The following is a 23,077-nucleotide window of genomic DNA, read 5'->3' on the forward strand; positions in this document are numbered from 1 at the left end:
CAGGGAGATCTCGCCATGCCCGGAATATCCCGTAAGGCGGCTGTCGCGCTCGCCGCCTCCGCCTCGATAGCCCTCCTCGCCACCGCCTGTACCGGCCAGTCCGACGACGAGGGCTTCGGCGGGGACGCGTCCAAGGAGCAGACGATCAACTTCTGGCACGGCTGGAGCGCGCCGAACGAGGTCGAGGCCGTGAAGTCGCTGGTCGCGGGCTTCGAGAAGGCGCACCCCAACATCCACGTCAACGTCGTCGGCAACATGACCGACGACAAGATCAACCAGGCGCTGCGCGCGGGCGGCACCAAGGCCCCCGACGTGGTCTCCTCCTTCACCACCAACAACGTGGGCAAGTTCTGCTCGTCGGGCGCCTTCGTCGACCTGAACCCCCTCTTCAAGCAGGCGGGCATCGACCCCGAGGCGACCTTCCCGAAGGCGATGAACGAGTACACCCAGTTCGACGGCAACCGCTGCACGGTGCCGCTCCTCGGTGACGCGTACGGGCTCTACTACAACAAGACCGCCTTCGAGAAGGCCGGGATCGCCTCTCCCCCGAAGACCTGGTCGGAGTTCGAGAAGGACGCCGAGAAGCTCACGATCACCAAGGGCGACTCCTACTCCCAGCTCGGCTTCATGCCGAACTACCACGGCTGGGAGTCCACCACCGAGCACTACTTCGGGCAGTTCTCGCCGACGTACTTCGACAGCAGCGGCAAGTCGAACATCGCCAAGGACCCCGCGTTCACCGCCGGGTTCACCCTCCAGAAGAAGCTGGTCGACGCGCTCGGCGGCTTCAGGAAGCTGGAGACCTACCGTTCCAAGCTCGGTGACGAGTGGGGCCCCAAGCACCCGTTCCACACCGGTCAGGTGGCCATGCAGCTCGACGGCGAGTGGCGGCTCGGCATGGCCGAGGAGGCCAAGCCCGGCTTCGAGATCGGCGTCGCCCCGCTGCCCGTCCCGGACGACCGGGCGGACGAGTACGGCAAGGGCTACATCACCGGAACCATCGCGGGCATCGCGTCCACCAGCCAGAAGCAGGGCGCGGCCTGGGAGCTCATCAAGTACATGGCCACGAACACGGACGCGGTGGTCGGCTTCGCCAACGGCATCCACAACGTGCCCTCCACGCTCGCGGCCCTCAAGTCTCCGAAGCTGAAGTACGACCCGCGGTTCAAGACGTTCCTGGACATCGCCTCGAACCCGAACTCGACGACGACTCCGGCGTCCGTCAACGGCGGCACCTACCTCGTGACGCTCCAGCAGTTCGGATACGACTACGAGAGCGGCAGGGCCAAGGATCTGAAGGCGGGTCTGGAATCCACCGCCAAGCAGATCGACACGGACATCGCGCAGGCGAAGTAGCCGCACGGACATGAGTACTGTCACGCTCGCTTCGAAGCGCCGGCGCTCGGCGCTTCGGACCCTCGCCTTCATGTCGCCCTGGCTGATCGGTTTCGCGGTCTTCTTCGCCTACCCGCTGATCTCGACCGTCTACTTCTCCTTCATGCACTACGACGGCTTCAGGCCGCCGACGTGGAGCGGGACGAAGAACTGGCGTTACGTCTTCGAGAACTACCCGCTGTTCTGGCCCGCGTTGCGCAACACCCTGTGGCTGGTCCTCGTCATGGTGACCCTGCGGGTGGCGTTCGGGCTCGGCGTCGGACTGCTGATCACGAAGATCAGGACCGGCACGGGTGTCTTCCGCACGCTCTTCTACCTGCCCTACCTCGCCCCGCCGGTGGCCGCCACCATGGCCTTCGCCTTCCTGCTCAACCCCGGTACGGGACCCGTCAACTCGATCCTGGAGAAGGCGGGCATCACGGCCCCCGGCTGGTTCAACGACCCTTCGTGGTCCAAGCCCGCCCTGACCCTGCTGGCCCTGTGGGGCATCGGCGACCTCATGGTCATCTTCATGGCCGCCCTGCTGGACGTACCGACGGAGCAGTACGAGGCCGCCGAACTGGACGGCGCCTCGGCCTGGCAGCGCTTCCGGTACGTCACCCTGCCGAACATCTCGCCCATCGTGATGTTCGCCGTGGTCACCGGGGTCATCCAGACCATGCAGTACTACACGCAGCCGCTGATCGCCGGGAAGGTCGCCTCGGGCGTCATCCAGGGCGCCGGCACGCAGTTCGAGCCCGGCTACCCCGACAAGTCGACGCTCACCCTGCCCCAGCTCGTCTACAACCTCGGCTTCCAGCGCTTCGACTACGGCTCCGCCTGTGTGGTCGCGCTCGTGCTGTTCGCCCTGTCCATGGTGTTCACCGCGTTCCTGATGCGGCGCCGGGGCGGTCTCATCCAGGCAGGTGACTGACCGATGACCCAAGTACTCGACACACCGGTGGAGTTGACGGCCGCCGTCTCCCCCGCCGAGCGAACCGCCCGCCGCCGGGCGCTCCTTGAGTGGATCGCGGTCCACTCCCTCGGCGTCGCGGCCGCCCTCTTCTTCGTCCTGCCCTTCGTGTTCGTGTTCCTGACCTCGCTCATGAGCGACACCCAGGCGCTCAGCCGGGACCTGATCCCGCACACCTGGGAGTGGGGCAACTACAGGAAGGTCTTCGACACCCCGGGCTTCCTCACCTGGTGGAAGAACACCCTGCTGTACGCCGGCTTCGGCACGGTGCTCACCGTCGTCTCGTCGATCCCGGTCGCCTACGCCCTGGCCAAGTTCCGCTTCCGCGGCCGGAATCTGTCGCTGATGCTGGTCATCTCGATGATGATGCTGCCGCCGCAGGTCGTGATCATCCCGATGTACCTGTTCTGGGCCAAGCAGCTCGACCTGTCCGGCACCCTGTGGCCGCTGATCATCCCGATGGCGTTCGGCGACGCGTTCTCCATCTTCCTGCTGCGCCAGTTCCTGATGACCATCCCGAACGAGTACCTGGACGCCGCCAAGGTCGACGGCTGCGGGGACCTGCGGACCCTGCTGAAGGTCGTCCTGCCGATGGCGAAGCCGGGCATCGCGGCCGTCGCGCTCTTCCAGTTCTTCTACGCCTGGAACGACTACTTCGGCCCCCAGATCTACACGTCCGAGAACCCGGGGGCCTGGACACTGAGCTACGGCCTGGAGTCGTTCAAGGGCGCGCACCACACCGACTGGAATCTCACCATGGCCGCGACCGTCCTGGTCATGGCCCCCGTGATCCTCGTGTTCTTCTTCGCGCAGAAGGCGTTCGTCGAGGGTGTCACACTCACCGGAGTGAAGGGTTAACCATGAAACTCACCGTGGTCGGCGGAGGGTCGACCTACACCCCCGAACTCATCGACGGCTTCGCCCGGCTCAGGGACACCCTGCCCGTCGAGGAACTGGTCCTCGTGGACCCGGCCGCCGAGCGCCTGGAGCTGGTGGGCGGCCTGGCGCGGCGCATCTTCGCCAAGCAGGGCCACCCCGGCCGGATCGTCACCACGTCCGACCTGGACGCGGGGGTCGAGGGCGCCGACGCCGTGCTCCTCCAGCTGCGCGTCGGCGGCCAGGCGGCCCGCGAACAGGACGAGACCTGGCCGCTGGAGTGCGGCTGCGTCGGGCAGGAGACGACCGGCGCGGGCGGCCTGGCCAAGGCGCTGCGCACGGTTCCGGTGGTCCTCGACATCGCCGAGCGGGTCCGCCGCACCAACCCCGACGCGTGGATCATCGACTTCACCAACCCGGTGGGCATCGTGACGCGCGCCCTGCTCCAGGCCGGCCACAAGGCGGTCGGCCTGTGCAACGTGGCGATCGGCTTCCAGCGGAAGTTCGCCGGACTGCTGGGGGTCTCCCCCACCGATGTGCATCTCGACCATGTGGGCCTCAACCACCTCACCTGGGAGACAGGTGTGCGCCTGGGCGGCCCCACGGGCGAGAACGTCCTGCCCCGGCTGCTCGCCGAGCACGGCGACGCCGTCGCCGCGGACCTGCGTCTGCCCCTCTCCCTGGTCGAGCGCCTCGGCGTGGTCCCCTCGTACTACCTGCGCTACTTCTACGCGCACGACGAGGTCGTCCGGGAACTGCGCACCAAGCCCTCCCGCGCCGCCGAAGTGGCGGAGATGGAGCGGCAACTGCTCACCATGTACGGCGACCCGGCGCTCGACGAGAAGCCGGAGCTGCTGGCGAAGCGGGGCGGCGCGTACTACTCCGAGGCGGCCGTCGACCTCGCCGCCGCGCTGCTCGGCGGGGGCGGCAGCCCCTACCAGGTGGTGAACACGTACAACCGGGGAACCCTGCCGTTCCTGCCGGACGACGCGGTGATCGAGGTACAGGCCGCGGTCGGCGCCAAGGGGCCCGCCCCGCTGCCGGTGCCGGCCGTGGACCCGCTCTACGCCGGTCTCATGGCGAACGTGACCGCGTACGAGGATCTCGCCCTGGACGCCGCCCTGCGCGGCGGACACGACCGGGTCTTCCGGGCGCTGCTCGCCCACCCCCTGGTCGGCCAGCACGCCCTGGCCGACACCCTGACCGACCAGCTGATCGCGCACAACCGGGAGCACCTCGCGTGGGCATGACGTCGACGGAGACCGGTGCCGGGACGGCCGCCGGGTCCGGACCCGCGGGCCTCGTGCTGGCCATCGACGCGGGGAACAGCAAGACCGACGTCGCCGTGGTGGCACCGGACGGCACGGTGACGGGCACCGCGCGCGGGGGTGGGTTCCGGCCCCCGGCGGTCGGCGTCGAGACGGCGGTGGACGCGGTCGCCGACGCCGTGCGGCGGGCGTTCGCCGAGGCGGGCGTCACCTCCGTCCGCCATGTCTCCGCCTGCCTCGCCAACGCCGATCTGCCGGTGGAGGAGGAGCAGTTGGCGGCCGCGCTGCACGCGCGCGCGTGGGGCGCCGGGGTGGAGGTGCGCAACGACACCTTCGCGGTCCTGCGGGCCGGGATCGCCGAACCGCGCGGTGTCGCCGTGGTCTGCGGGGCCGGCATCAACTGTGTCGGCATGCGGCCCGACGGCCGCACCGCCCGCTTCCCCGCCATCGGCCGCATCTCCGGCGACTGGGGCGGCGGCTGGGGCCTGGCGGAGGAGGCCCTGTGGCACGCGGCACGGGCCGAGGACGGCCGCGGCGGGGACACCGCCCTGGCCCGCACCCTGCCCGCGCACTTCGGCCTGGACTCCATGCACGCGCTCATCGCGGCGCTGCACCTGGAGCACATCCCGAACGCGCGGCGCCACGAGCTGACCCCGGTCCTGTTCGCCACGGCCGCGGACGGCGACCCGGTGGCCCGCGGACTCGTCGACCGGCTCGCGGACGAGGTGGCCGCGATGGCGACCGTGGCCCTGACACGCCTCGGACTGCTCGCCGAGGAGACCCCGGTCCTCCTCGGCGGCAGCATCCTCGCCGCCCGCCATCCCCTGCTCGACGACCGCGTCCACGAGATCCTGGCCGTCCGCGCGCCCAAGGCGGTCCCCCGGGTGGTCACCGCCCCGCCGGTCCTGGGCGCGGCACTCCTTGGCCTGGACCACGTACGGGCCACGGGCGAGATCCACGCGCGCGTACGGGCGTTCTACGAACGGGGCTGAGGAGGTCCTCGGGGCAGGCGGCGCCCAGCGCACCGGGACCGTCCATGACCTGGAGCGAAGGGGCGGGAACCAAACGGATCCGGAACACGTGTTCATGAGAAGGGGGGTGGCACGGGGGAATCGTGCTGCGCCGTGATCCGAACAAGATCCAGGCAAGGCCTGTGCGGATGCCGGTACGGGCGGCGATACTTGCCGCCGTGCACGTACACCGGCCGGCCGCGCCCACCGTGTTCCGCGGTGAGCGCGACCGAGCGGATGACCATGGGGGAGGTCGACAGTGACACACCCGCCGAAGGGCAGCGCGGCGCCACCGGGGCAGGGCACGCCCACGATGCCGGCCGTGCCGGCACAGTCCGGATCTCCCCGGCCGCCGGGCGGATCCCCCATGCCCCGGGGCGGGTTCGGGGCCCCGCGGAACGCTCCCCCGGCTCCCGGCGCGGCACCGCGGCGCACGGCGTGGGCCGAGGGTGTGGACCGGCTGCGCGCCGCGGCGACGACGGAGCCGGGGCGGCTGCGGATCATCGGCGCCGTCCTCGCCCTGCTGGTCATCGCGTTCGGCGCGGTCACCGCCTGGCAGATGACGGAGCGTTCGGCCGCCGCGGACAACGTGCTGCACAGCAGCCAGCCGCTGAGCGCGAGCGCCGCCGACATCTACCGCTCGCTCGCCGACGCCAACACCACCGCCTCCAGCGGCTTCCTGGCGGGCGGTCAGGAGACACAGGACACCCGCGACCGGTACGAGCGGGACATCAGGACGGCGGCCGCGAAGCTGATCACCGCGGCCAACAGCTCCGAGCCGGGCTCGCCCTCGGCCGGGACCATCTCCCAGCTCAACGAACTGCTGCCCGAGTACAAGGGCCTGATCGAGCGGGCCCGCGCCAACAACCGGCAGGGCTACCCGCTGGGCGGCGCGTATCTGCGGTACGCGAACGAGAAGATGCAGCACGAGATGCTCCCGAAGGCCGAGCAGCTCTACAACCGGGAGAACCAGCGGCTGAGCGCCGACTACGCCGACGCCAAGCCCTACCCGTGGGCCGCGATCGCGCTCGGAGTCGTCGCGCTCGGCGCCCTCGCCTGGGCCCAGCGGCGCAACTACCACCGTACGAACCGGGTGCTGAACCAGGGCATGGCCGCCGCCACCGCGGCGTCGCTGGCCGTGCTTCTGTGGCTCACCGTCGGCCACACGGTAGCCCGGTCCGGGCTGAACGAGTCCTACGACCACGGGGTCCGTTCCCTGAACGTGCTGCACAGTGCCCAGATCGCGTCCCTGAAGGCCCGCGGCAACGAGAACCTCACCCTGGTCAGCCGGGGCGCCGAGACCAAGACCCTGCCCGACAAGACGAGTGTCGACCTGTACGACTACGACTTCGACCGGGACATGAAGACGCTCACGAAGGGCCTCGCCGAGGCGGCGGACCTCGCGAACGACCGGTCGGGCGAGCAGCCCGTACAGGTCGCGACCGCCAGCATGAAGGTCTGGGTGCAGCGTCACGCGGAAGCCCGTAAGGCCGACAACAACGGCGAGTACCAGCTCGCGCTGGACCGGGTCATCGGTTCCGCCGACAAGAAGCCCACGGGTGAGTGCTTCGACGCCGTCGACACGAACCTGAAGGACGCGCTGACGCACGAGGAGAGCGAGTTCCAGCGGGCGGCGAACGACGGCCTCGGCGCCATGACCGGCCTCCCGGTCGGCGCCGCCGTCCTCGCCGTGCTGGCCGGCGCGGGCGCGGTGCTCGGCATCGGCCGCAGGCTTTCGGAGTACCGGTGAGAGGGGGAGCGGCGATGATCGCACGACGTCTGAGGGCGAGCCTGAAGGGCTGGGGCGGCGTGGGCGCGATGGCGCTCGCCTGTGCGACAGCCCTGGTCTTCGCTCTGCTGCTGCCCGACTCCGCGCTCGGGGACGGCGGCACGGGTGTCGGCGGGCAGGGCGTGGCCCGTGGCACGCAGGCCAAGGCCCCCGAATGCACCGACCCGCAGAACCTGAGCCCGGCCCCGTCGAGCGCGGACGGGCCGACGATCGACGCCATCAAGAACCGCAAGGACCGGCGGCTGATCGTCGGCGTCGACCAGAACAGCTACCACTGGGGCTACCGCGACCCGAACAACCCGGAGGCCGGCAGCAACCTGGAGGGCTTCGACATCGACCTGGTCCACGCGATCGCCAAGAACATCCTGGGCGACCCCGACGCCGTCCAGTTCCGGGCGATTCCGACCAGCCAGCGCATCCCCGCGATCCAGGGCGGCAAGGTCGACATGGTCGTGCGCACCATGACGATCACCTGCAAGCGGCTCGATCAGGTCGCGTTCTCCGCGCCCTACTTCAAGACCGGTCAGCAGGTGCTCGCCCCGGTGAGCTCCGACGTCACCGGGTACGACAAGAGCCTCGCCGGCAAGAGGATCTGCTCGGCCTCGGGGTCCACCGCGAACGAGCGCCTGACGGCGGACCGGGCCCACGGCGGGCTCGTCTCCTCCGCCGTCGTCAGCCCTCCCGTGCCCAACCAGCTCGACTGCCTGGTGCGTCTCCAGCTCGGCGAGGCCGACGCGGTGGTGACGGACGGCGCGCTCGCGGCGAGCCAGGCCGCCCAGGACCCCTCGGTCGAGCTCAAGGGCGGCACCTTCACCACCGAGTTCTACGGCGTGGCGATGAAGAAGGGTTCGGACGACGACCTGGTACGCCGGGTCAACCAGGTCCTCGCCGACTACCGCAAGGACGGCTGGCGGCAGTCGTACGACAAATGGCTCGCCCCGACCCTCGGGCCCGACTCCCCCTCGGAGAACCCGCCCGTTGCCCAGTACAGGCAAGCGACCTGATACGACTGGAGAGTTACCCGGCCGCACCTACCGAGCCGCCGGGAACCGCACGAGAACGAGAGGTGATCGATGGGCGTCACGGGACCCCCCGGGCCGGTGATGGACCGGGACGAGGCGGACCGTGCGCTGGCGCGCCTCGGCGCGGAGCACGAGGCCATCGAGACCTCGCTCCTCGCCCTTCAGGACCACGCGGGCCGCAGACTCCTGGAAGGCGCCGAACTCACCGGCTCGACCAAGGAGCGCTGGGCGGTCGCGGAGGCGTCGATCACCTTGCTGTGGGCGTACTTCGACGCCTACGCGGACGCGCTGCGCTCCGCGCGCGAGATCCGCTCCCGCAGACGCTGGTCCAGCCGTGAGGACCTGGTCGAACTGACCGAGCTGCTGCGCGGTTCGGGCATCACGGTCGCCGGTTCGGCCACGGCCACCGCGAACGCGCCGACCCTGGCCGGCACCGGCAAGCTCAGCGAGCGGTTCTCGCTGGCCGCCCTGGTGGACCGGATGAACGAGCTGTACGCGGCCTCGCTCGACATGGTCGTGACCGCGGACGCCGTGTGGTCCGCGCTGCCCGCCCGGATAGATTTACTGGCCGCTGAGCTCCAGCGCACCCGCGCGCTCGCGCACTCCGTGGGCGTGCGTCCCGGCGAGCACCCCTCGGGCGACGACCTGGAGCGGATCACCCGGACCCTGACCGCCCTGCGCGAGCGTGTGGTCTCCGACCCGCTCGGCTTCTGGGTTCCCGCGCAGGGGAGTTCGGCCCCGGGCGGCGGCCGCCCGGACACCACGGTGTACGACCGGGAGGCGCGCGCCCTGGAGGAGGTGCGCCGGGAGATCGACGCGGTGCTCACCGTGCGGCAGGACGCGGAGGCGCGGCTGGTGAAGCTGCGGGACGTGCTCAGCCGCGCGGACCGCACGCTCGCCGAGGCGCGCAGTGCCCGCGGCGAGGTCCTCGCGAAGATCGCCGCGTCCGAGGTGCCGGCCGTCAGCGGCCCGCCGACGGCGTTGCAGGAGCAGCTGGCGACGGCCGCGGAGTACCGCAGGCACGCGCAGTGGCACCGCCTCTCGCCGCTCCTGGAGGCGCTGGAGGAGAAGGCGGAGGACGAACTCCTGCGTGCCCGCGAGTCGTTGACGGCGGTCACCCAGCCGCTGGCGATCCGTGCGGAGCTGCGCGGCCGCCTCGACGCGTACAAGGCGAAGGTCGCCCGGCACGGCTTCGCCGAGGACCCGTTCCTGGTGGAGCGCTACGACGCGGCCCGGCGCATGCTGTGGAGCGCCCCCTGTGATCTGCGGGTGGCGGAGGAGGCGGTGCTGCGCTATCAGCGGGCGGCGGCCGAGCTGCTGAGCCCGCAGGTGCCCGAGCGGAGCGGGCCCGAGGACCGTGCGGACCGGAGGGGGCCCGACGCGTGAGCGTTGAAGGGGATGCGGGTGTGAGCGAGCAGCCGGTGAGTGAGCGGAACACGTGCGGTCGGCCCGGTTGCGAGGGGTCGTACGAGGACATGGGAGGCGGCGAGCTGTACTGCGACACGTGCGGCCTCGCCCCGGCCGTACCGGCGCCGGGACCTGGTGCGGGCGAACAGCCGGCGGGTGAGCCGCTCACGTGCGATCGGCCCGGTTGTGAAGGGTCCTACGAGGACATGGGAGGCGGCGAGCTGTACTGCGACACGTGCGGCCTCGCCCCGGCCGTACGGGCGCCGGGGTCCTCCCGGTCCGGGAGCGGCCCGCGAGCCGGTGCCGGAGCGGCGGGTCCGGCGTCGTCCGGCGCCCTCGGGGGCGGCCGCGGTTCGCGTGGCTCCGACAGCGCCGGCGTGCGCGGCGGCTCACCCTCCAGCTCGCGTACGTCGTCACGTACGTCGCGCTCCTCGCAGTCGCGGCGCTCGGTCTCCGGCCGCCTGTCGCGGTCGCTGTCGGGCCGCTCGACGGGCCGTTCGGTGTCGGTGCGCAGCTCCGGCTCGGCGGCGTCCTCCTCCGGGCGGGGCCGCCTCGGCGCCGGGCTCGTCGAGGTCCCCGGGGTGCCGCGGCCCGACCCGCGCGGGATGGTCCTGGAGAACCCGGAGGTGCCCGAGCGCAAACGGTTCTGTTCGCGCTCCGACTGCGGTGCGCCGGTGGGGCGTTCGCGCGGCGAGGTGCCCGGCCGCACCGAGGGGTTCTGCACGAAGTGCGGCCACCCGTACTCGTTCGTGCCGAAGCTGCGCACCGGTGACATCGTGCACGGCCAGTACGAGGTGATGGGCTGTCTGGCGCACGGCGGGCTCGGCTGGGTGTACCTCGCCGTCGACCGCGCGGTGTCCGACCGGTGGGTGGTCCTGAAGGGTCTGCTCGACACGGGCGACCAGGACGCGATGGCGGCCGCGATCTCCGAGCGGCGCTTCCTCGCGGAGATCGAGCACGCCAACATCGTGCGGATCTACAACTTCGTCGAGCACCTCGACCAGCGCACGGGTTCGCTGGACGGGTACATCGTCATGGAGTACGTGGGCGGCAAGTCGCTCAAGGAGCTCGCCAACGGGCGCCGCACGGCGGACGGCAAGCGCGATCCGCTCCCGGTGGAGCAGGCCTGCGCGTACGGCATCGAGGCCCTGGAGGCCCTCGGCCATCTGCACAGCCGCAACCTGCTGTACTGCGACTTCAAGGTCGACAACGCGATCCAGACCGAGGACCAGCTCAAGCTGATCGACATGGGCGCGGTGCGCAGGATGGACGACGACGAGTCGGCCATCTACGGCACCGTGGGCTACCAGGCCCCCGAGGTCGCCGAGGTGGGCCCCTCGGTCGCCTCCGACCTCTACACGGTCGCCCGGACGCTCGCCGTCCTCGCCTTCGACTTCCAGGGCTACACGAACGTCTTCGTGGACTCCCTGCCCGACCCGGACAACATCGAGGTCTTCCGTCAGTACGAGTCGTTCTACCGGCTTCTCGTCCGGGCCACCGACCCCGACCCGGCCCGCCGTTTCGCCTCGGCGCAGGAGATGTCCGAGCAGCTGACGGGCGTGCTGCGCGAGGTGGTCTCGCTCCAGACGGGGCGTGCGCGTCCGGCGCTGTCGACCCTGTTCGGGCCGGAGACCAGGGTCACCGACACCGAGCTGTTCGGGAAGGCAGCCGAGGACGTGTCGCGGCTGGGGGCCCGCGTGGTCCCCGTACGGGCGAGGAAGGGCGCGGCCGCGCTGCCCGCGGGGACGAACGGGACCGGGCCGCTGCCGCCCGGTCCGCCGTCCTCCGCCACCCTGGTCAGGCCCGTCGCGGCGGCGGCCACCGCGCTCGCCCTGCCCGTGCCGCGGGTGGACCCGGGCGACCCGAACGCCGGTTTCCTCGCGGGGCTCATCGCGTCCGCGCCCGCGGAGCTGATCGCCGCGCTGCGGGCGGCACCGGCCGCCTCCACGGAGCTGCGGCTGCGGGAGCTGCGGGCCCGCCTGGAGATGGGCGAAACGAACGAGGCCGGCTCGGCCGTCGACGCGCTGGAGGCCGATCACCCGGACGACTGGCGGGTGGTCTGGTACCGCGGCGTCACGGCACTGGCGAGCGGCGAGAACGAGATCGCGGCGCTGTCCTTCGACGCGGTCTACGACGCCTTCCCCGGTGAGCCCGCGCCCAAGCTGGCCCTCGGCGTGTGCGCGGAGGTGCTCGGCCAGCTCGACAACGCCGCCGAGTACTACCGGCTGGTGTGGACGACCGACCCCAGCTATGTGAGCGCGGCGTTCGGGCTGGCCAGGGTGCAGCTCGCGGCGGGGGACCGCCGTGGTGCCGTACGTACCCTGGAATCCGTGCCGGAGTCGTCGATCCACTACACGGCGGCCCGGGTCGCCGCCGTGCGGGCGCGGCTGCGGCAGCGGCCGGTCACGGAGACGGCGGCGCCGCTCCTGGACGATCTGACGGCGGCGGCCGGGCAGGTGGAGGCGCTCGACGGCTTCGGTCTGGACGCGGTGCGGCGCGAGCAGTTGTCGACGGAGGTCCTCGGCTGCGCGCTGGACTGGGTACTCTCCGGTAGCCAGGGTTCCGCTCCGGCTTCCGGACGCGGAACCGCGCTGCTCGGCAGCGAGTTGGACGAACGTGGCCTCCGTTTCGGCCTCGAACGTTCGTACCGGACGCTGGCCCGGCTCGCGCGGGGCGGCGAGGAAAGGATCGACCTGGTGGAACGCGCAAACCGTTACCGCCCCCGGACGTGGGTGTGATTGATGTCCCAGATGCCCCAGCCGACGGCCCTTTCGCGGTGCCCCAGTTGCGAGGAGCCGCTGGACGCGGCTGACCGTTTCTGCGGTGCCTGCGGCTACGACCTGTCGACGGTGTCCGCACCGCCGCGGGATCACCCCACGATCGCCATGAACGGCACATCGGCCGGCCCACCGCCGGCCGCCCCGTCCATGGACTGGCCCCTGGCACACGAGGCCGGCGGCACGGACACGCCCGCGCCGGTCCACCGCGCCGCCGACATCCCGGGCACCGATTCGGGTGGTTCCGAACTGCCGCATCCGGAGCACCCCGAGCACCCCGAAAACTCCGAGCACTCCGAGCACCCCGAGGGGGATCCGGCGGCCGTCCGGCCGGCCGGAGCCAAGCGGCCCGCCGGGCAGCCCTCGGGCGTACGGTTCGACCGGCCGTCGGAGCCCGACGAGTACCCGCTCGCCCCTCCGGCCGACGGCCCGGAACGCGAGGTGCCCGCCGATCCCCGGACCGGCGACCTCCCGGTTCCCCCCGCGGGCGCCAAGCTGTGTGTGGCCTGCCGTTCGGGCCAGGTGGACACCGACGGCTACTGCGAGCACTGCGGGCACGCGCAGCCACGGGAACGGGACCACATGGAACAGGAGTTGGGCGCGGTCGCCGCGGTCAGCGACCGGGGTCTGCGCCACCACCGCAACGAGGACGCGTTCGCGATCTCCTCGACCGCGCTGCCCGACGGCTCCCCCGTGGTCGTCGCGATCGTCTGCGACGGGGTCTCCTCCGCGACCCGCCCCGACGAGGCCTCGCTCGCCGCCTCCCACGCGGCGAACGAGTCGCTCCTCGCGGCCCTTCCGCTGGGAACGCATCCGCAGCAGGCCATGCACGAGGCGATCGTCGCCGCCTCGGAGGCGGTCAACGCGCTGGCCAGCCCGTCCACCGCACAGGGCGAGCACGCACCGCACGTGAACGCGCCCGCCTGCACCATCGTCGGCGCCCTCGTGACGTCCTCCCTGCTGATCGTCGGCTGGGTCGGCGACAGCCGGGTCTACTGGATTCCCGTCGACCGCTCCTCACTGCCGGCCCGGCTCACCGAGGACGACTCGTGGGCCGCGCAGATGGTCGCCGCGGGCCTGATGAACGAGGCGGAGGCGTACGCCGACGAGCGCGCCCACGCGATCACCGGCTGGCTCGGCGCCGACGCCTACGAACTGGAGCCGCACACCGTCTCGTTCAAGCCGGACCGGCCGGGTGTGGTCGTGGTGTGCACCGACGGACTGTGGAACTACGCGGAGTCGGCGGAGGAGATGGCCGAGGCCGTTCCCCTCGACGCCGCCGAGAGGCCGCTGCAGAGTGCCCAGGTTCTGGTCGGCCACGCCCTGGACGGCGGGGGCCACGACAACGTAACAGTGGCCGTCCTGCCGTTCCCCGCCCCCTCCCAGGGGGCAGGATCGGCCTGAGGCCGCGAACGAACGGGGGCGGCCGCGGACCGGAGGGGACCGGTCCGCACACAGTCAGCACCTCCGCCGGGGGCGGAGGCCCGAGGGGGACAAAAGGGCATGGCCAATTTCTCGAAGTCGAACGTGCCGCAGTTCTCGGTCGACGTGTACCAGAACGAGTACCTGCCGGAGGGCGGTCGCGAGGTCAACGCGATCGTCACGGTGAGCGCGACCGGTGGCGGCACCGTCGGAAGCGCGGTCGCCTCGCCGCACCTGTACACGCCGGGCCAGGGACCGGACGCCGCCGTGGCGATCATGGTCGACTGTTCGGGCTCGATGGACTACCCGCCGGCCAAGATGCGCAACGCCCGCGACGCGACGGCCGCCGCGATCGACACCCTGCGCGACGGGGTCCACTTCGCGGTGATCGGCGGCACACACGTCGCCAAGGAGGTCTACCCGGGTGGCGGGCGGCTCGCCGTGGCGGACGCCTCCACCCGCGACCAGGCCAAGCAGGCGCTGCGCAAGCTGAGCGCGGGCGGCGGTACGGCGATCGGCACCTGGCTGCGGCTCGCCGACCGGCTGCTGTCCTCCGCGGAGGTGTCGATCCGGCACGGCATCCTGCTCACCGACGGCCGCAACGAACACGAGTCGCCCGAGGACCTGCGGGCCGCGCTGGACTCCTGTGCCGGACGCTTCACCTGCGACGCGCGGGGCGTCGGCACCGACTGGGAGGTCAAGGAGGTCACCGGGATCGCCTCGGCGCTGCTCGGCACCGCCGACATCGTCGCCGACCCCGCCGCCCTCGCCGCCGACTTCACGCACATGATGGAGACGGCCATGGGCAAGGAGGTCGCCGACGTGGCCCTGCGGGTGTGGACGCCGGTCGGCACCGAGATCAAGTTCGTCAAGCAAGTGGCGCCCACGGTCGGGGACCTGACGGACCGGCGGACCGAGGCCGGACCCCGCGCGGGCGACTACCCGACGGGCTCCTGGGGCGACGAGTCCCGCGACTACCACGTGTGCGTCCAGGTCCCGACGGCCGGGATCGGCCAGGAGATGCTGGCCGCCCGGGTCTCGCTGGTGATCCCGCAGAGCGACGGCAGCGTGCAGAACCTCGGCGCGCAGGGGCTCGTACGGGCCGTGTGGACCGACGACATGACCGCCTCGACCTCCATCAATCCGCAGGTCGCGCACTACACCGGCCAGGCCGAACTGGCACAGGTCATCCAACAAGGTCTGGATCTTCGCAAAGCGGGAGATGTCGACGGAGCAACGGCCAAGCTGGGACGGGCCGTACAGCTCGCCGGAGCCTCCGGAAACGCCGATACTGCGAAACTCCTCGCGAAGGTGGTGGACGTGGTCGACGTCGCGGCAGGTACTGTGCGATTGAAAGCACGTGTCGCGGAGGCCGACGAAATGACCCTCGAGACACGGTCCACAAAGACTGTTCGTGTAAAGAAGTAGCGGGAAGTAGCGAGCCCGGTTCCCGCTGGGATCCGGAGAAACCCGGTCATGACGACCGGAAAAGGAAGGGGGAAGCGCCGACATGCCGACATGCCCGAACGGACACCAGTCGGGTTCCGACGATTGGTGCGAGGTCTGCGGTCACCGCATGGCCGGTACCGTGCCCCCGCTCCCCCCACCGCCGCCGCCCGGCGCCGGTTACGGATACCCGGCGCCCGGTTCGCCGCCGCCGGCCCCCGGCGGCCGGTCCGGCGTGCCCGACGCCAACGCCGAGTTCTGCCCGCAGTGCCGTACGCCCCGTGAGGGCGCGGCGCCGTTCTGTGAGGAGTGCCGGTGGAACTTCCTGACCAACACCGCCACCTCGTACACACCGGCGGCACCGCGTCCGCCGGCCGGCGGTCCGGGCGGTCCCGGCGGGCAGTCGCCGTACGGCGGTCCCGGCGGGCAGTCTCCATACGGTGATCCCGGCGCTCCCGGCGGCCAGAATCCGGCGCCGCGGTTCCCGCAGCCCGGACCGGGACAGCAGGGCGGTCCGGGTGCCGGCGGCCCCGGTCACGACCCGTTCGAGTACCAGAGCTCGCGGCCCTCGCAGATGAACCGGCCCGCCGAACCGATCCCTCCGGGCCCCCAGGCCCAGCCGTACGGCGGCCCCCAGGGCTTCGGCGACCCCCAGGGTTTCGGCGAGCCCTCGCGCCAGGCGGCGCCGTCCGCGCCCGGCGGCCCCGGTGCTCCGCAGCAGGCCTACACCCAGCAGCCCTCCCCGCCGCCCTTCACCCAGGGCGGACCGCCTCGGCAGGGCGGCCCGCAGCCCGGCGGCCCGGCCTTCGGCGGCGGTGAGGACGACTGGGTGATCCCCCCGCCGTCGTCCGGCACGCCCGGCGGTCAGGGCGGTCAGGGCGGCCCGGGCCAGGCAAGCGGCTACGGCTACCAGCAGCCCGGCGCCACCCAGGCTCCGCCCGGTCCCGGCTACCAGCAGCCTCAGCAGCCTCAGCAGCCTCAGCAGCAGCAGCAACAGTCGTTGTCCTGGAGTGCGACCATCGCGCCGGACCGCGAGTACTTCATGGCGATGATGCAGCGCTCCGGTCCCGAGGCCGCGGGCCTGAACCTGCCCGCGTACTCGCCGGAGCTTCAGCGTCCGCTCCTCGGCAACCAGATCACCATCGGCCGCCGCCGGCACTCCACCGGCGAATCCCCGGACATCGACCTGTCGGTGCCCCCGGAGGACCCGGGTGTCTCGCACCAGCACGCGGTCCTGGTCCAGCAGCCCGACAGCACCTGGGCGGTCGTCGACCAGAACTCGACGAACGGGACCACGGTCAACGGCGGCGAGGAGCCCATCCAGCCGTTCGTGCCGGTGCCGCTTCAGGACGGCGACCGGGTGCACGTGGGCGCCTGGACGACGATCACGATCCGACGCGGCTGAGCACCGTCCTGCCGGGCCCGGCACAGTGGCCCGGCAGGTCTCCCGCGCCGGGCCGCCCCTGAGCGCTCCCGGACGCTCGGGACCCCGCGCTCGCACGGCTCAGGGCAGCGGCCAGGTGTACGGACCCTCGGGGTCGTCCAGCCACGCCCGGGCACCCTCCTCGCCGACCGTGACCCCGTACCGCTCGCGCTGCGGCTGTCCCTCGCGCTCCCACAGCGTGCAGGCGTCCTGCGGGTCCAGCCGGCCCGCCGTGAGGGCGAGCAGGAAACGGAACAGATCGTGGCCGCGGGCCCGGCGCGGCACCCCGCCGGTCCGGGCCGGCTCCGGCTCCGGTCCGGGCCGGGTGGCACCGCGCAGCGGCACGAAGAAGGCTGACGTGTGCAGGAAGCGTCCCTCGGCATGACCGGAGTCCCGGACCTCCAGCGCGATCAGGCCGGTGGCCAGCGGCGCGAGGACGCGGGCCCCGGGGCCGCACTGGGCCAGCCAGGGGCGCGGGATCGTGGTCAGCGTGCAGGTGGCGATGATCCGGTCGAAGGGGGCGCGCTCGGGGACCCCGCGCGCTCCGTCGCCGGTGACGACGGTCGGGTGGTACCCGGCGATGTCCAGATGCCGGCGAGCGGCCTCCGTGATCTCCACGTCGAGGTCGACCGTGGTCACCAGGCCGTCGCCGAGACGGTACGCGAGCAGGGCCGCGTTGTAGCCGGTCCCCGCGCCGATCTCCAGGACCGTGTCCCCGTCCCGTACCTCCAGCTCGGCCAGCATCTTGGCCATCAGCGACGGCTGGCTGCTGGAGGAGACCAGTTCCCCGTCCCGTACCCGGGTGGCCAGCGGGGCGTCCGCGTACGCGCCGCGCAGCCAGCGGTCCCGGACCCCCGGGTCCGGGTCCTCGCCCCACAGACGCTCGTAGCCGCCGATCCCGCCGAGGTAGTAGTACGGCACGAACAGGTGGCGCGGGACGGCCTCGAAGGCCTCCCGCCAGACGGGATCGCTCTCCCAGGCCCCGCTCCGCTCGATCACGCGCACCAGGGACGCCCGCGCCGCGTCGGCGAGGTCGTCGGGGCCGGGACCGGTTTCGAGAGCGTGCGCGCCCATACCTCCACTGTGCTGCCGAACGGGCCACGAGGCGAGCGCCGGCCCGTCCGGTCCGGAACCGCCGCGTCCGCCGCGTCGGCTTCGCCGGGTGTGGACCTAAGCCTTGAGTCCTCGGTCGCACCGTCTGAGAACATGGGGACGTGAAAGAGATTCGGCGCGGCACGCTTCAGGAGCAGACCTTCTACGAGCAGGTCGGCGGCGAGGAGACCTTCCGGCGCCTCGTACACCGTTTCTACGAGGGTGTCGCCGGGGATCCGCTGCTGAAGCCCATGTATCCCGAGGAGGACCTGGGCCCGGCCGAGGAGCGCCTCACGCTGTTCCTGATCCAGTACTGGGGCGGCCCGACGACGTACAGCGAGAACCGCGGCCACCCCCGGCTGCGGATGCGGCACGCCCCGTTCGAGGTCGACCAGGCGGCGCACGACGCCTGGCTGAAGCACATGCGGGTGGCCGTCGACGAGCTCGGCCTCTCCGAGGAGCACGAGCACACGCTGTGGAACTACCTGACGTACGCGGCCGCGTCGATGGTGAACACGGCGGGCTGACCGTCGGCCCGCGGCGCCGGACACCGCGCGCCGCGGGCCGGACTGCGGCACTCGGCGCCCAGGATCAGTGAACGCTGACGCCCAGCGAGCCAAGTCCCGCCCGGCGGACGGCGATCGAGCCGAACGGCGTCCGCAGGCGCAGCCACGCACCGGACGAGTACAGCGCCAACGGGCTGTCGCCCGAGGGGACCTGTCCCCCGGCGGAGGCGGGCGCGGGCGGCACGGGCCGCAGGAATCCCAGTGCCTGCGCGGCGTGCGCGGCCCGCACGGGAAGTCCGGTGTCACCGATCGGCCGGGACCATATCTCCCGCCCGACCCGGTCGAGTTCGGCACGGGTACGCAGCTCGGGGGCCAACTCCTCGGTGCGCGACCGGAATTCGGCCACGGCCGCGGCGACCTTCGCCCGCACGGCGTCCGGGGCGGGCAGTCCCGGCTCCGGCCGCCAGCCGCCGCGGGGCGGCAGGACGCCGGCCCACGGGGGCCCGGTGACGGGGGCCGGGACGCCGACGGTGGCGGCCTGCTCCTCGACGGACTCCAGCAGTTCACCGGCGGAGACGGTCACGTCGAGGGTGACGTCGAGCCCGTTCTCGTACGGCTTGGCGAGCCGTGCCGTACGGATCGCGAGGACCTCGAACGACGGCGGCCGGCCGAAGACCGCGAGCGTGGTGCCGTGCGCCTTCAGGCGCACGGCGGCCGCGCGGTCGTAGTGGACGAGCCGGGAGAGGAAGGCGGCCAGATCGGCCGCCTCCCCCGCGTCGGCGAGGTGCAGGACGGTCATGCCGCGACGGCCTCGTCCGCGTCGTCGCGGTACGACTCCAGGAAGTCGCGCTCCTCGGCGGTGATCCGGCGCGGGCGCTGCTGCTCGAAGTCGAACGGCACGATCACCGTCGAGGCCGTGACGTAGACCTGATCAGGGTCCTTGACCTCGTAGGTGATCGTGAAGGACGCCGCCCGGATCTGCGTCACCCACATCTCGATGTCCACCGGCGTGTGCCGGTGGACCAGCTGCCGCTTGTAGTCGATCTCGTGGCGCGCCACCACGGACCCCTGCTTGAAGTCCTTGTCCGGGCGGAACAGAAAGTTGATACGGGCTTCCTCCAGGTAGCGGAGGAACACCACGTTGTTGACGTGGCCGTACGCGTCCATGTCCGCCCAGCGCAGCGGGCAGCTGTAGATGTGGCGCAAGACCGATCAGCCCCGGGTCAGCTTCTTGTAGGTGGCACGGTGCGGGCGCGTGGCGTCCGCGCCGAGGCGCTCGATCTTGTTCTTCTCGTACGACTCGAAGTTGCCCTCGAACCAGTACCACCGCGACTCGCCCTCGTACGCGAGGATGTGCGTCGCGACCCGGTCCAGGAACCAGCGGTCGTGGGAGATGACCACGGCCGCGCCGGGGAACTCCAGCAGCGCGTTCTCGAGCGAGGACAGGGTCTCCACGTCGAGGTCGTTGGTGGGCTCGTCGAGGAGCAGCAGGTTGCCGCCCTCCTTGAGGGTCAGCGCCAGGTTCAGCCGGTTGCGCTCACCACCGGAGAGGACACCCGCGGGCTTCTGCTGGTCCGGGCCCTTGAAGCCGAAGGCGGACACGTAAGCCCGCGACGGCATCTCGACCTGGCCGACGTTGATGTAGTCGAGCTCGTCGGAGACGACGGCCCACAGCGTCTTCTTGGGGTCGATGTTGGCGCGGCTCTGGTCGACGTAACTGATCTTGACCGTCTCGCCGACCTTGATCGCGCCGGAGTCCGGCGTCTCCAGGCCCTGGATCATCTTGAACAGCGTGGTCTTGCCGGCGCCGTTCGGGCCGATGATGCCGACGATGCCGTTGCGCGGCAGCGTGAAGCTGAGGTCGTCGATGAGGACCTTGTCACCGAACGCCTTGGAGAGGTTCTCGACCTCCACGACGATGGAGCCCAGTCGCGGGCCCGGCGGGATCTGGATCTCCTCGAAGTCCAGCTTCCGCATCTTGTCGGCCTCGGCCGCCATCTCCTCGTAACGGGCGAGGCGGGCCTTGGACTTGGTCTGACGGCCCTTGGCGTTGGAGCGGACCCACTCCAGCTCTTCCTTGAGCCGCTTCTGGCGCTTCTCGTCCTTGCGGCCCTCGACCTTGAGGCGGGTGGACTTCTTGTCGAGGTACGTGGAGTAGTTGCCCTCGTAGGGGATCGCGCGGCCGCGGTCCAGTTCGAGGATCCACTCGGCGACGTTGTTCAGGAAGTACCGGTCGTGCGTGACGGCGACGACGGCGCCCGCGTACTTCTGGAGGTGCTGCTCCAGCCAGTTCACCGACTCGGCGTCGAGGTGGTTGGTGGGCTCGTCGAGGAGGAGCAGGTCCGGAGCCTCGATCAGCAGCTTGCAGAGCGCCACGCGGCGCTTCTCGCCACCGGAGAGGTTGGTGACCGGCCAGTCGCCGGGCGGGCAGCCCAGCGCGTCCATGGCCTGCTCGAGCTGCGCGTCGAGGTCCCAGGCGTTGGAGTGGTCCAGGTCGTCCTGGAGCTTCCCCATCTCCTCCATGAGCGCGTCCGAGTAGTCGGTCGCCATCAACTCGGCGACCTCGTTGAAGCGGGCGAGCTTGCTCATCTGCTCGGCGGCACCGTCCTGGACGTTCTCCAGCACCGTCTTGGACTCGTCCAGCTGCGGCTCCTGCATGAGGATGCCGACGCTGAAACCGGGCGACAGGAACGCGTCACCGTTGGAGGGCTGCTCGATGCCCGCCATGATCTTGAGAACGGTGGACTTACCGGCACCGTTCGGACCGACCACACCGATCTTCGCACCCGGGAGGAAGCTCAGGGTGACGTCGTCGAGGATCACCTTGTCGCCGTGCGCCTTGCGCGTCTTGCGCATGGTGTAAATGAACTCAGCCAAGAGAAACCGTCCGGACGCTTGAAATCGGCAGTGGGCAGATACACCCCATCTTGCCTGACGGCTACCCCTCGGGGGAAACCCGTTCGGCGGGGGCGCCCTGACCTGGGGTTCCGCCGTCGAGGTCTGTGGCATGTCTGTCACTGTCGGTCGCCACCGGTCGTCCTCGGCGACCCTCGGACGGCCCAGGGACGGCCCAGCCCTGGCGCACCCGGCTGACGGCAGCACCTTCGACACGCCCCGCTTGAACCTCAGCCGACGACAGTCAGCCACGACGGCGGGCGCGCCGACCGACCACGCACGCGTATGCCTCGCTCAGCCCTCACGGGCCTCAGCCACGCTGTCGCTGCCGTCGACCAGAGCAAGCCGCGACGGCCGGCCCGCGACGACAGAGCCCTCGGCGTGTCGCGGCCAAGGAGCTCGCATACCTTCACGTCATGGACTTCAACATCACCGCGGGGGAGGAAGCCGTCGTGTTCCACGTGGCGAGCCTCGTCCAGGATGGCCTCTCCCCCACGGATGACGACTTGGCGAAGGAGCTGGGTGAAGAGGTTCGCCCAATGCTGCAATCGCTCCTGGGCAAGGGTTGGCTTGTGGTTGACGAGGATCGTGAGCTGGCCTTGTCCCCGATCGCACGGCACGTCGTGTCCAGCCGCAGGGACGCCGAGGGGCCGCAAGCGTCCCAATAGATATGAGCTGTCCAAACCGCTGAGCCATCAGCTTGGGAAGCTGCGGCCATTTGGGGTTGATCCGGGCGCTGACTTGGGTATACGGCCTGGCCGTGGTCTCGTCGGGCTCCGCTGCTCTCACCGTGATTCCCCGCTGTTCCCCGCTCGATCTGGGACGCTGGACGAGCGGCACCTGTGGAGGAACCCGAGCACCTGACGAGGCTACGGCTGACCGCAAGATCCGGGACTTGGCTCTGTCGAGGATCTTGTGAATTCCGCCGATCGAGCATCCTGAGCAGGATCATTGTTGTCCGGTACTACGCAGTGCCACCGCGATGTGGCTATAGCTGGGTATGGAAACTCCGTTGGCCTGCTCGTAACGGACTACCTGTGCGAGCCCGAGCTTCTCCCCAGTGGACAGGGTCCGGTTCCCTGTCCACAAAAGCACCTTCAGTTGCTCGTTCTGGATGGTGAGAAGCGGTTCGACAGGCTCCAACGGCAGGCCGGTACGGACGCACCAATCGGCCACTGCGGTCCAGTAGTCGGTCAGGGTGCTCCAGCAGACTGCACTGCGGGGACCTAGCAGGGCGTACACCTCGTCGGGCGACCAGAGCGTGTCGAGACCGTGCGACACAAGGTTCTGGATGTTCTCCAGCAGCGAGGTGACGAACTCGTAGTTCGCCTCGTCCCCGAGCAGTTCCTCCACGATCGCCAGAACCTCGGTGACCGCGTCGGAGTTGCGCTGGGCGACTCGATAGGCGACCTCTCGACAGACGTCCTGGTCGTTGCCGTCATCTGTCGATCCGGGCCTGATCCCTGCAGCGTCAAGCAGTCGCCGAGATCGCTCGGCCGGCCGTCGGCGCCATGGAAATCGCATCGTGTCTTCTCGTCTTCCGCAGACTCTTCCAAAGACCGTGCGGCCCTGGCGGCCGCTCATCATGACAGGGCTCCCCCGCAGGCCCTATGCCGGGTGGGAGGTTCGGGCGCTGTTGACGATCTTGAGACATCGCAAAGTTCATGGGCTCTGAGGTACGCGTCTGCGCGGGAGATCGTGAGAGTGGCGGGCGCGGACGGTTTCGAACCGCCGACATCCGCCTTGTAAGTTCGGTCGAGCGGCTCCATCTGCCCTGTACGTCGGAGCGGGAAGGCA

The 23,077-nt window shown here is 70.9% G+C and carries 19 protein-coding genes; 14 read left to right on the forward strand and 5 right to left on the reverse strand.

The genetic code is table 11. The features are described 5' to 3' along the window. The first annotated feature begins 15 nt into the window (after positions 1 to 15). The 12 genes from OG410_RS15580 (at position 16) to OG410_RS15635 (ending at position 16,769) form a co-directional block, all read left to right on the forward strand. The gene (locus tag OG410_RS15580) at positions 16 to 1,356 is read left to right on the forward strand and encodes an ABC transporter substrate-binding protein (RefSeq protein WP_329299697.1); all 1,341 of its coding nucleotides are present in this window, start codon (positions 16 to 18) and stop codon (positions 1,354 to 1,356) included. Positions 1,357 to 1,366: 10 nt separating this feature from the next. Continuing rightward, complete coding sequence (locus OG410_RS15585; RefSeq protein WP_329299698.1) at positions 1,367 to 2,308, forward strand: carbohydrate ABC transporter permease; 942 nt, start codon at positions 1,367 to 1,369, stop codon at positions 2,306 to 2,308. A gap of 3 nt (positions 2,309 to 2,311) precedes the next feature. Further along, positions 2,312 to 3,205, forward strand: a complete 894-nt coding sequence (locus OG410_RS15590) for a carbohydrate ABC transporter permease (RefSeq protein ID WP_329299699.1) — start codon at positions 2,312 to 2,314, stop codon at positions 3,203 to 3,205. A gap of 2 nt (positions 3,206 to 3,207) precedes the next feature. Then, positions 3,208 to 4,473, forward strand: a complete 1,266-nt coding sequence (locus OG410_RS15595) for a 6-phospho-beta-glucosidase (RefSeq protein ID WP_329299700.1) — start codon at positions 3,208 to 3,210, stop codon at positions 4,471 to 4,473. After that, positions 4,470 to 5,483 carry an N-acetylglucosamine kinase gene (locus tag OG410_RS15600; protein WP_329299701.1) on the forward strand — a complete coding sequence of 338 codons (1,014 nt, stop codon included), beginning with the start codon at positions 4,470 to 4,472 and terminating at the stop codon, positions 5,481 to 5,483. Before OG410_RS15595 ends, OG410_RS15600 begins: the two co-directional genes overlap by 4 nt. 277 nt (positions 5,484 to 5,760) lie before the next feature. After that, entirely contained in the window at positions 5,761 to 7,251 is a 1,491-nt protein-coding gene (locus tag OG410_RS15605) for a hypothetical protein (RefSeq protein WP_329299702.1), read from the forward strand. Between the two features lie 14 nt (positions 7,252 to 7,265). Next, complete coding sequence (locus OG410_RS15610) at positions 7,266 to 8,294, forward strand: glutamate ABC transporter substrate-binding protein (protein ID WP_329299703.1); 1,029 nt, start codon at positions 7,266 to 7,268, stop codon at positions 8,292 to 8,294. Between the two features lie 69 nt (positions 8,295 to 8,363). Beyond that, entirely contained in the window at positions 8,364 to 9,698 is a 1,335-nt protein-coding gene (locus OG410_RS15615) for a hypothetical protein (protein WP_329299704.1), read from the forward strand. A gap of 89 nt (positions 9,699 to 9,787) precedes the next feature. After that, complete coding sequence (locus OG410_RS15620; protein ID WP_443063889.1) at positions 9,788 to 12,457, forward strand: tetratricopeptide repeat protein; 2,670 nt, start codon at positions 9,788 to 9,790, stop codon at positions 12,455 to 12,457. A gap of 3 nt (positions 12,458 to 12,460) precedes the next feature. After that, positions 12,461 to 13,900, forward strand: coding sequence for a protein phosphatase 2C domain-containing protein (locus OG410_RS15625; RefSeq protein WP_329299706.1), 1,440 nt, complete (start codon positions 12,461 to 12,463; stop codon positions 13,898 to 13,900). Positions 13,901 to 13,999: 99 nt separating this feature from the next. Then, a complete protein-coding gene (locus OG410_RS15630) occupies positions 14,000 to 15,346 on the forward strand; it encodes a VWA domain-containing protein (protein ID WP_329299707.1) in 1,347 nt (448 codons plus the stop codon). Between the two features lie 82 nt (positions 15,347 to 15,428). Further along, positions 15,429 to 16,769 (forward strand): FHA domain-containing protein, encoded by a 1,341-nt coding sequence (locus OG410_RS15635; protein ID WP_329299708.1) that lies wholly within the window; start codon positions 15,429 to 15,431, stop codon positions 16,767 to 16,769. A 99-nt stretch (positions 16,770 to 16,868) separates the two neighbouring features. On the opposite strand, the gene OG410_RS15640 is transcribed toward OG410_RS15635, so the two are convergent. Further along, positions 16,869 to 17,861, reverse strand: coding sequence for a methyltransferase domain-containing protein (locus tag OG410_RS15640; protein ID WP_329299709.1), 993 nt, complete (start codon positions 17,859 to 17,861; stop codon positions 16,869 to 16,871). Between the two features lie 140 nt (positions 17,862 to 18,001). Here OG410_RS15640 and OG410_RS15645 point away from each other — a divergent pair, with 140 nt between their 5' ends. Continuing rightward, positions 18,002 to 18,406: a globin gene (locus tag OG410_RS15645; RefSeq protein WP_329299710.1), complete on the forward strand. Its 405-nt coding sequence runs from the start codon at positions 18,002 to 18,004 to the stop codon at positions 18,404 to 18,406. A 64-nt stretch (positions 18,407 to 18,470) separates the two neighbouring features. On the opposite strand, the gene OG410_RS15650 is transcribed toward OG410_RS15645, so the two are convergent. Genes OG410_RS15650 through ettA form a run of 3 tightly spaced genes read right to left on the reverse strand, consistent with a single transcriptional unit; the run spans position 18,471 to position 21,262 of the window. After that, the gene (locus OG410_RS15650) at positions 18,471 to 19,184 is read right to left on the reverse strand and encodes a hypothetical protein (RefSeq protein ID WP_329299711.1); all 714 of its coding nucleotides are present in this window, start codon (positions 19,182 to 19,184) and stop codon (positions 18,471 to 18,473) included. After that, positions 19,181 to 19,591: an acyl-CoA thioesterase gene (locus tag OG410_RS15655; protein ID WP_329299712.1), complete on the reverse strand. Its 411-nt coding sequence runs from the start codon at positions 19,589 to 19,591 to the stop codon at positions 19,181 to 19,183. Before OG410_RS15655 ends, OG410_RS15650 begins: the two co-directional genes overlap by 4 nt. Before the next feature lie 6 nt (positions 19,592 to 19,597). Beyond that, positions 19,598 to 21,262, reverse strand: a complete 1,665-nt coding sequence (gene ettA, locus OG410_RS15660) for an energy-dependent translational throttle protein EttA (RefSeq protein ID WP_329299713.1) — start codon at positions 21,260 to 21,262, stop codon at positions 19,598 to 19,600. A gap of 434 nt (positions 21,263 to 21,696) precedes the next feature. On the opposite strand from ettA, the gene OG410_RS15665 reads away from it, so the two are divergent. Next, the gene (locus OG410_RS15665; protein ID WP_329299714.1) at positions 21,697 to 21,948 is read left to right on the forward strand and encodes a hypothetical protein; all 252 of its coding nucleotides are present in this window, start codon (positions 21,697 to 21,699) and stop codon (positions 21,946 to 21,948) included. Positions 21,949 to 22,228: 280 nt separating this feature from the next. Here OG410_RS15665 and OG410_RS15670 read toward each other — a convergent pair whose 3' ends face one another. Next, positions 22,229 to 22,804 (reverse strand): hypothetical protein, encoded by a 576-nt coding sequence (locus tag OG410_RS15670; RefSeq protein WP_329299715.1) that lies wholly within the window; start codon positions 22,802 to 22,804, stop codon positions 22,229 to 22,231. Positions 22,805 to 23,077 lie beyond the last annotated feature (273 nt).

This window comes from Streptomyces sp. NBC_00659 (genome assembly GCF_036226925.1).
Classification (GTDB): domain Bacteria; phylum Actinomycetota; class Actinomycetes; order Streptomycetales; family Streptomycetaceae; genus Streptomyces.

What these genes read in the sequence shown, in the direction of transcription:
- OG410_RS15580 (WP_329299697.1), top strand. Translation starts at nt 16, where the DNA reads ATGCCCGGAATATCCCGTAAGGCGGCTGTCGCGCTCGCCGCCTCCGCC.
- OG410_RS15585 (WP_329299698.1), top strand. Translation starts at nt 1,367, where the DNA reads ATGAGTACTGTCACGCTCGCTTCGAAGCGCCGGCGCTCGGCGCTTCGG.
- OG410_RS15590 (WP_329299699.1), top strand. Translation starts at nt 2,312, where the DNA reads ATGACCCAAGTACTCGACACACCGGTGGAGTTGACGGCCGCCGTCTCC.
- OG410_RS15595 (WP_329299700.1), top strand. Translation starts at nt 3,208, where the DNA reads ATGAAACTCACCGTGGTCGGCGGAGGGTCGACCTACACCCCCGAACTC.
- OG410_RS15600 (WP_329299701.1), top strand. Translation starts at nt 4,470, where the DNA reads ATGACGTCGACGGAGACCGGTGCCGGGACGGCCGCCGGGTCCGGACCC.
- OG410_RS15610 (WP_329299703.1), top strand. Translation starts at nt 7,266, where the DNA reads ATGATCGCACGACGTCTGAGGGCGAGCCTGAAGGGCTGGGGCGGCGTG.
- OG410_RS15615 (WP_329299704.1), top strand. Translation starts at nt 8,364, where the DNA reads ATGGGCGTCACGGGACCCCCCGGGCCGGTGATGGACCGGGACGAGGCG.
- OG410_RS15620 (WP_443063889.1), top strand. Translation starts at nt 9,788, where the DNA reads ATGGGAGGCGGCGAGCTGTACTGCGACACGTGCGGCCTCGCCCCGGCC.
- OG410_RS15625 (WP_329299706.1), top strand. Translation starts at nt 12,461, where the DNA reads ATGTCCCAGATGCCCCAGCCGACGGCCCTTTCGCGGTGCCCCAGTTGC.
- OG410_RS15630 (WP_329299707.1), top strand. Translation starts at nt 14,000, where the DNA reads ATGGCCAATTTCTCGAAGTCGAACGTGCCGCAGTTCTCGGTCGACGTG.
- OG410_RS15635 (WP_329299708.1), top strand. Translation starts at nt 15,429, where the DNA reads ATGCCGACATGCCCGAACGGACACCAGTCGGGTTCCGACGATTGGTGC.
- OG410_RS15640 (WP_329299709.1), bottom strand. Translation starts at nt 17,861, where the DNA reads ATGGGCGCGCACGCTCTCGAAACCGGTCCCGGCCCCGACGACCTCGCC.
- OG410_RS15650 (WP_329299711.1), bottom strand. Translation starts at nt 19,184, where the DNA reads ATGACCGTCCTGCACCTCGCCGACGCGGGGGAGGCGGCCGATCTGGCC.
- OG410_RS15665 (WP_329299714.1), top strand. Translation starts at nt 21,697, where the DNA reads ATGGACTTCAACATCACCGCGGGGGAGGAAGCCGTCGTGTTCCACGTG.
- OG410_RS15670 (WP_329299715.1), bottom strand. Translation starts at nt 22,804, where the DNA reads ATGCGATTTCCATGGCGCCGACGGCCGGCCGAGCGATCTCGGCGACTG.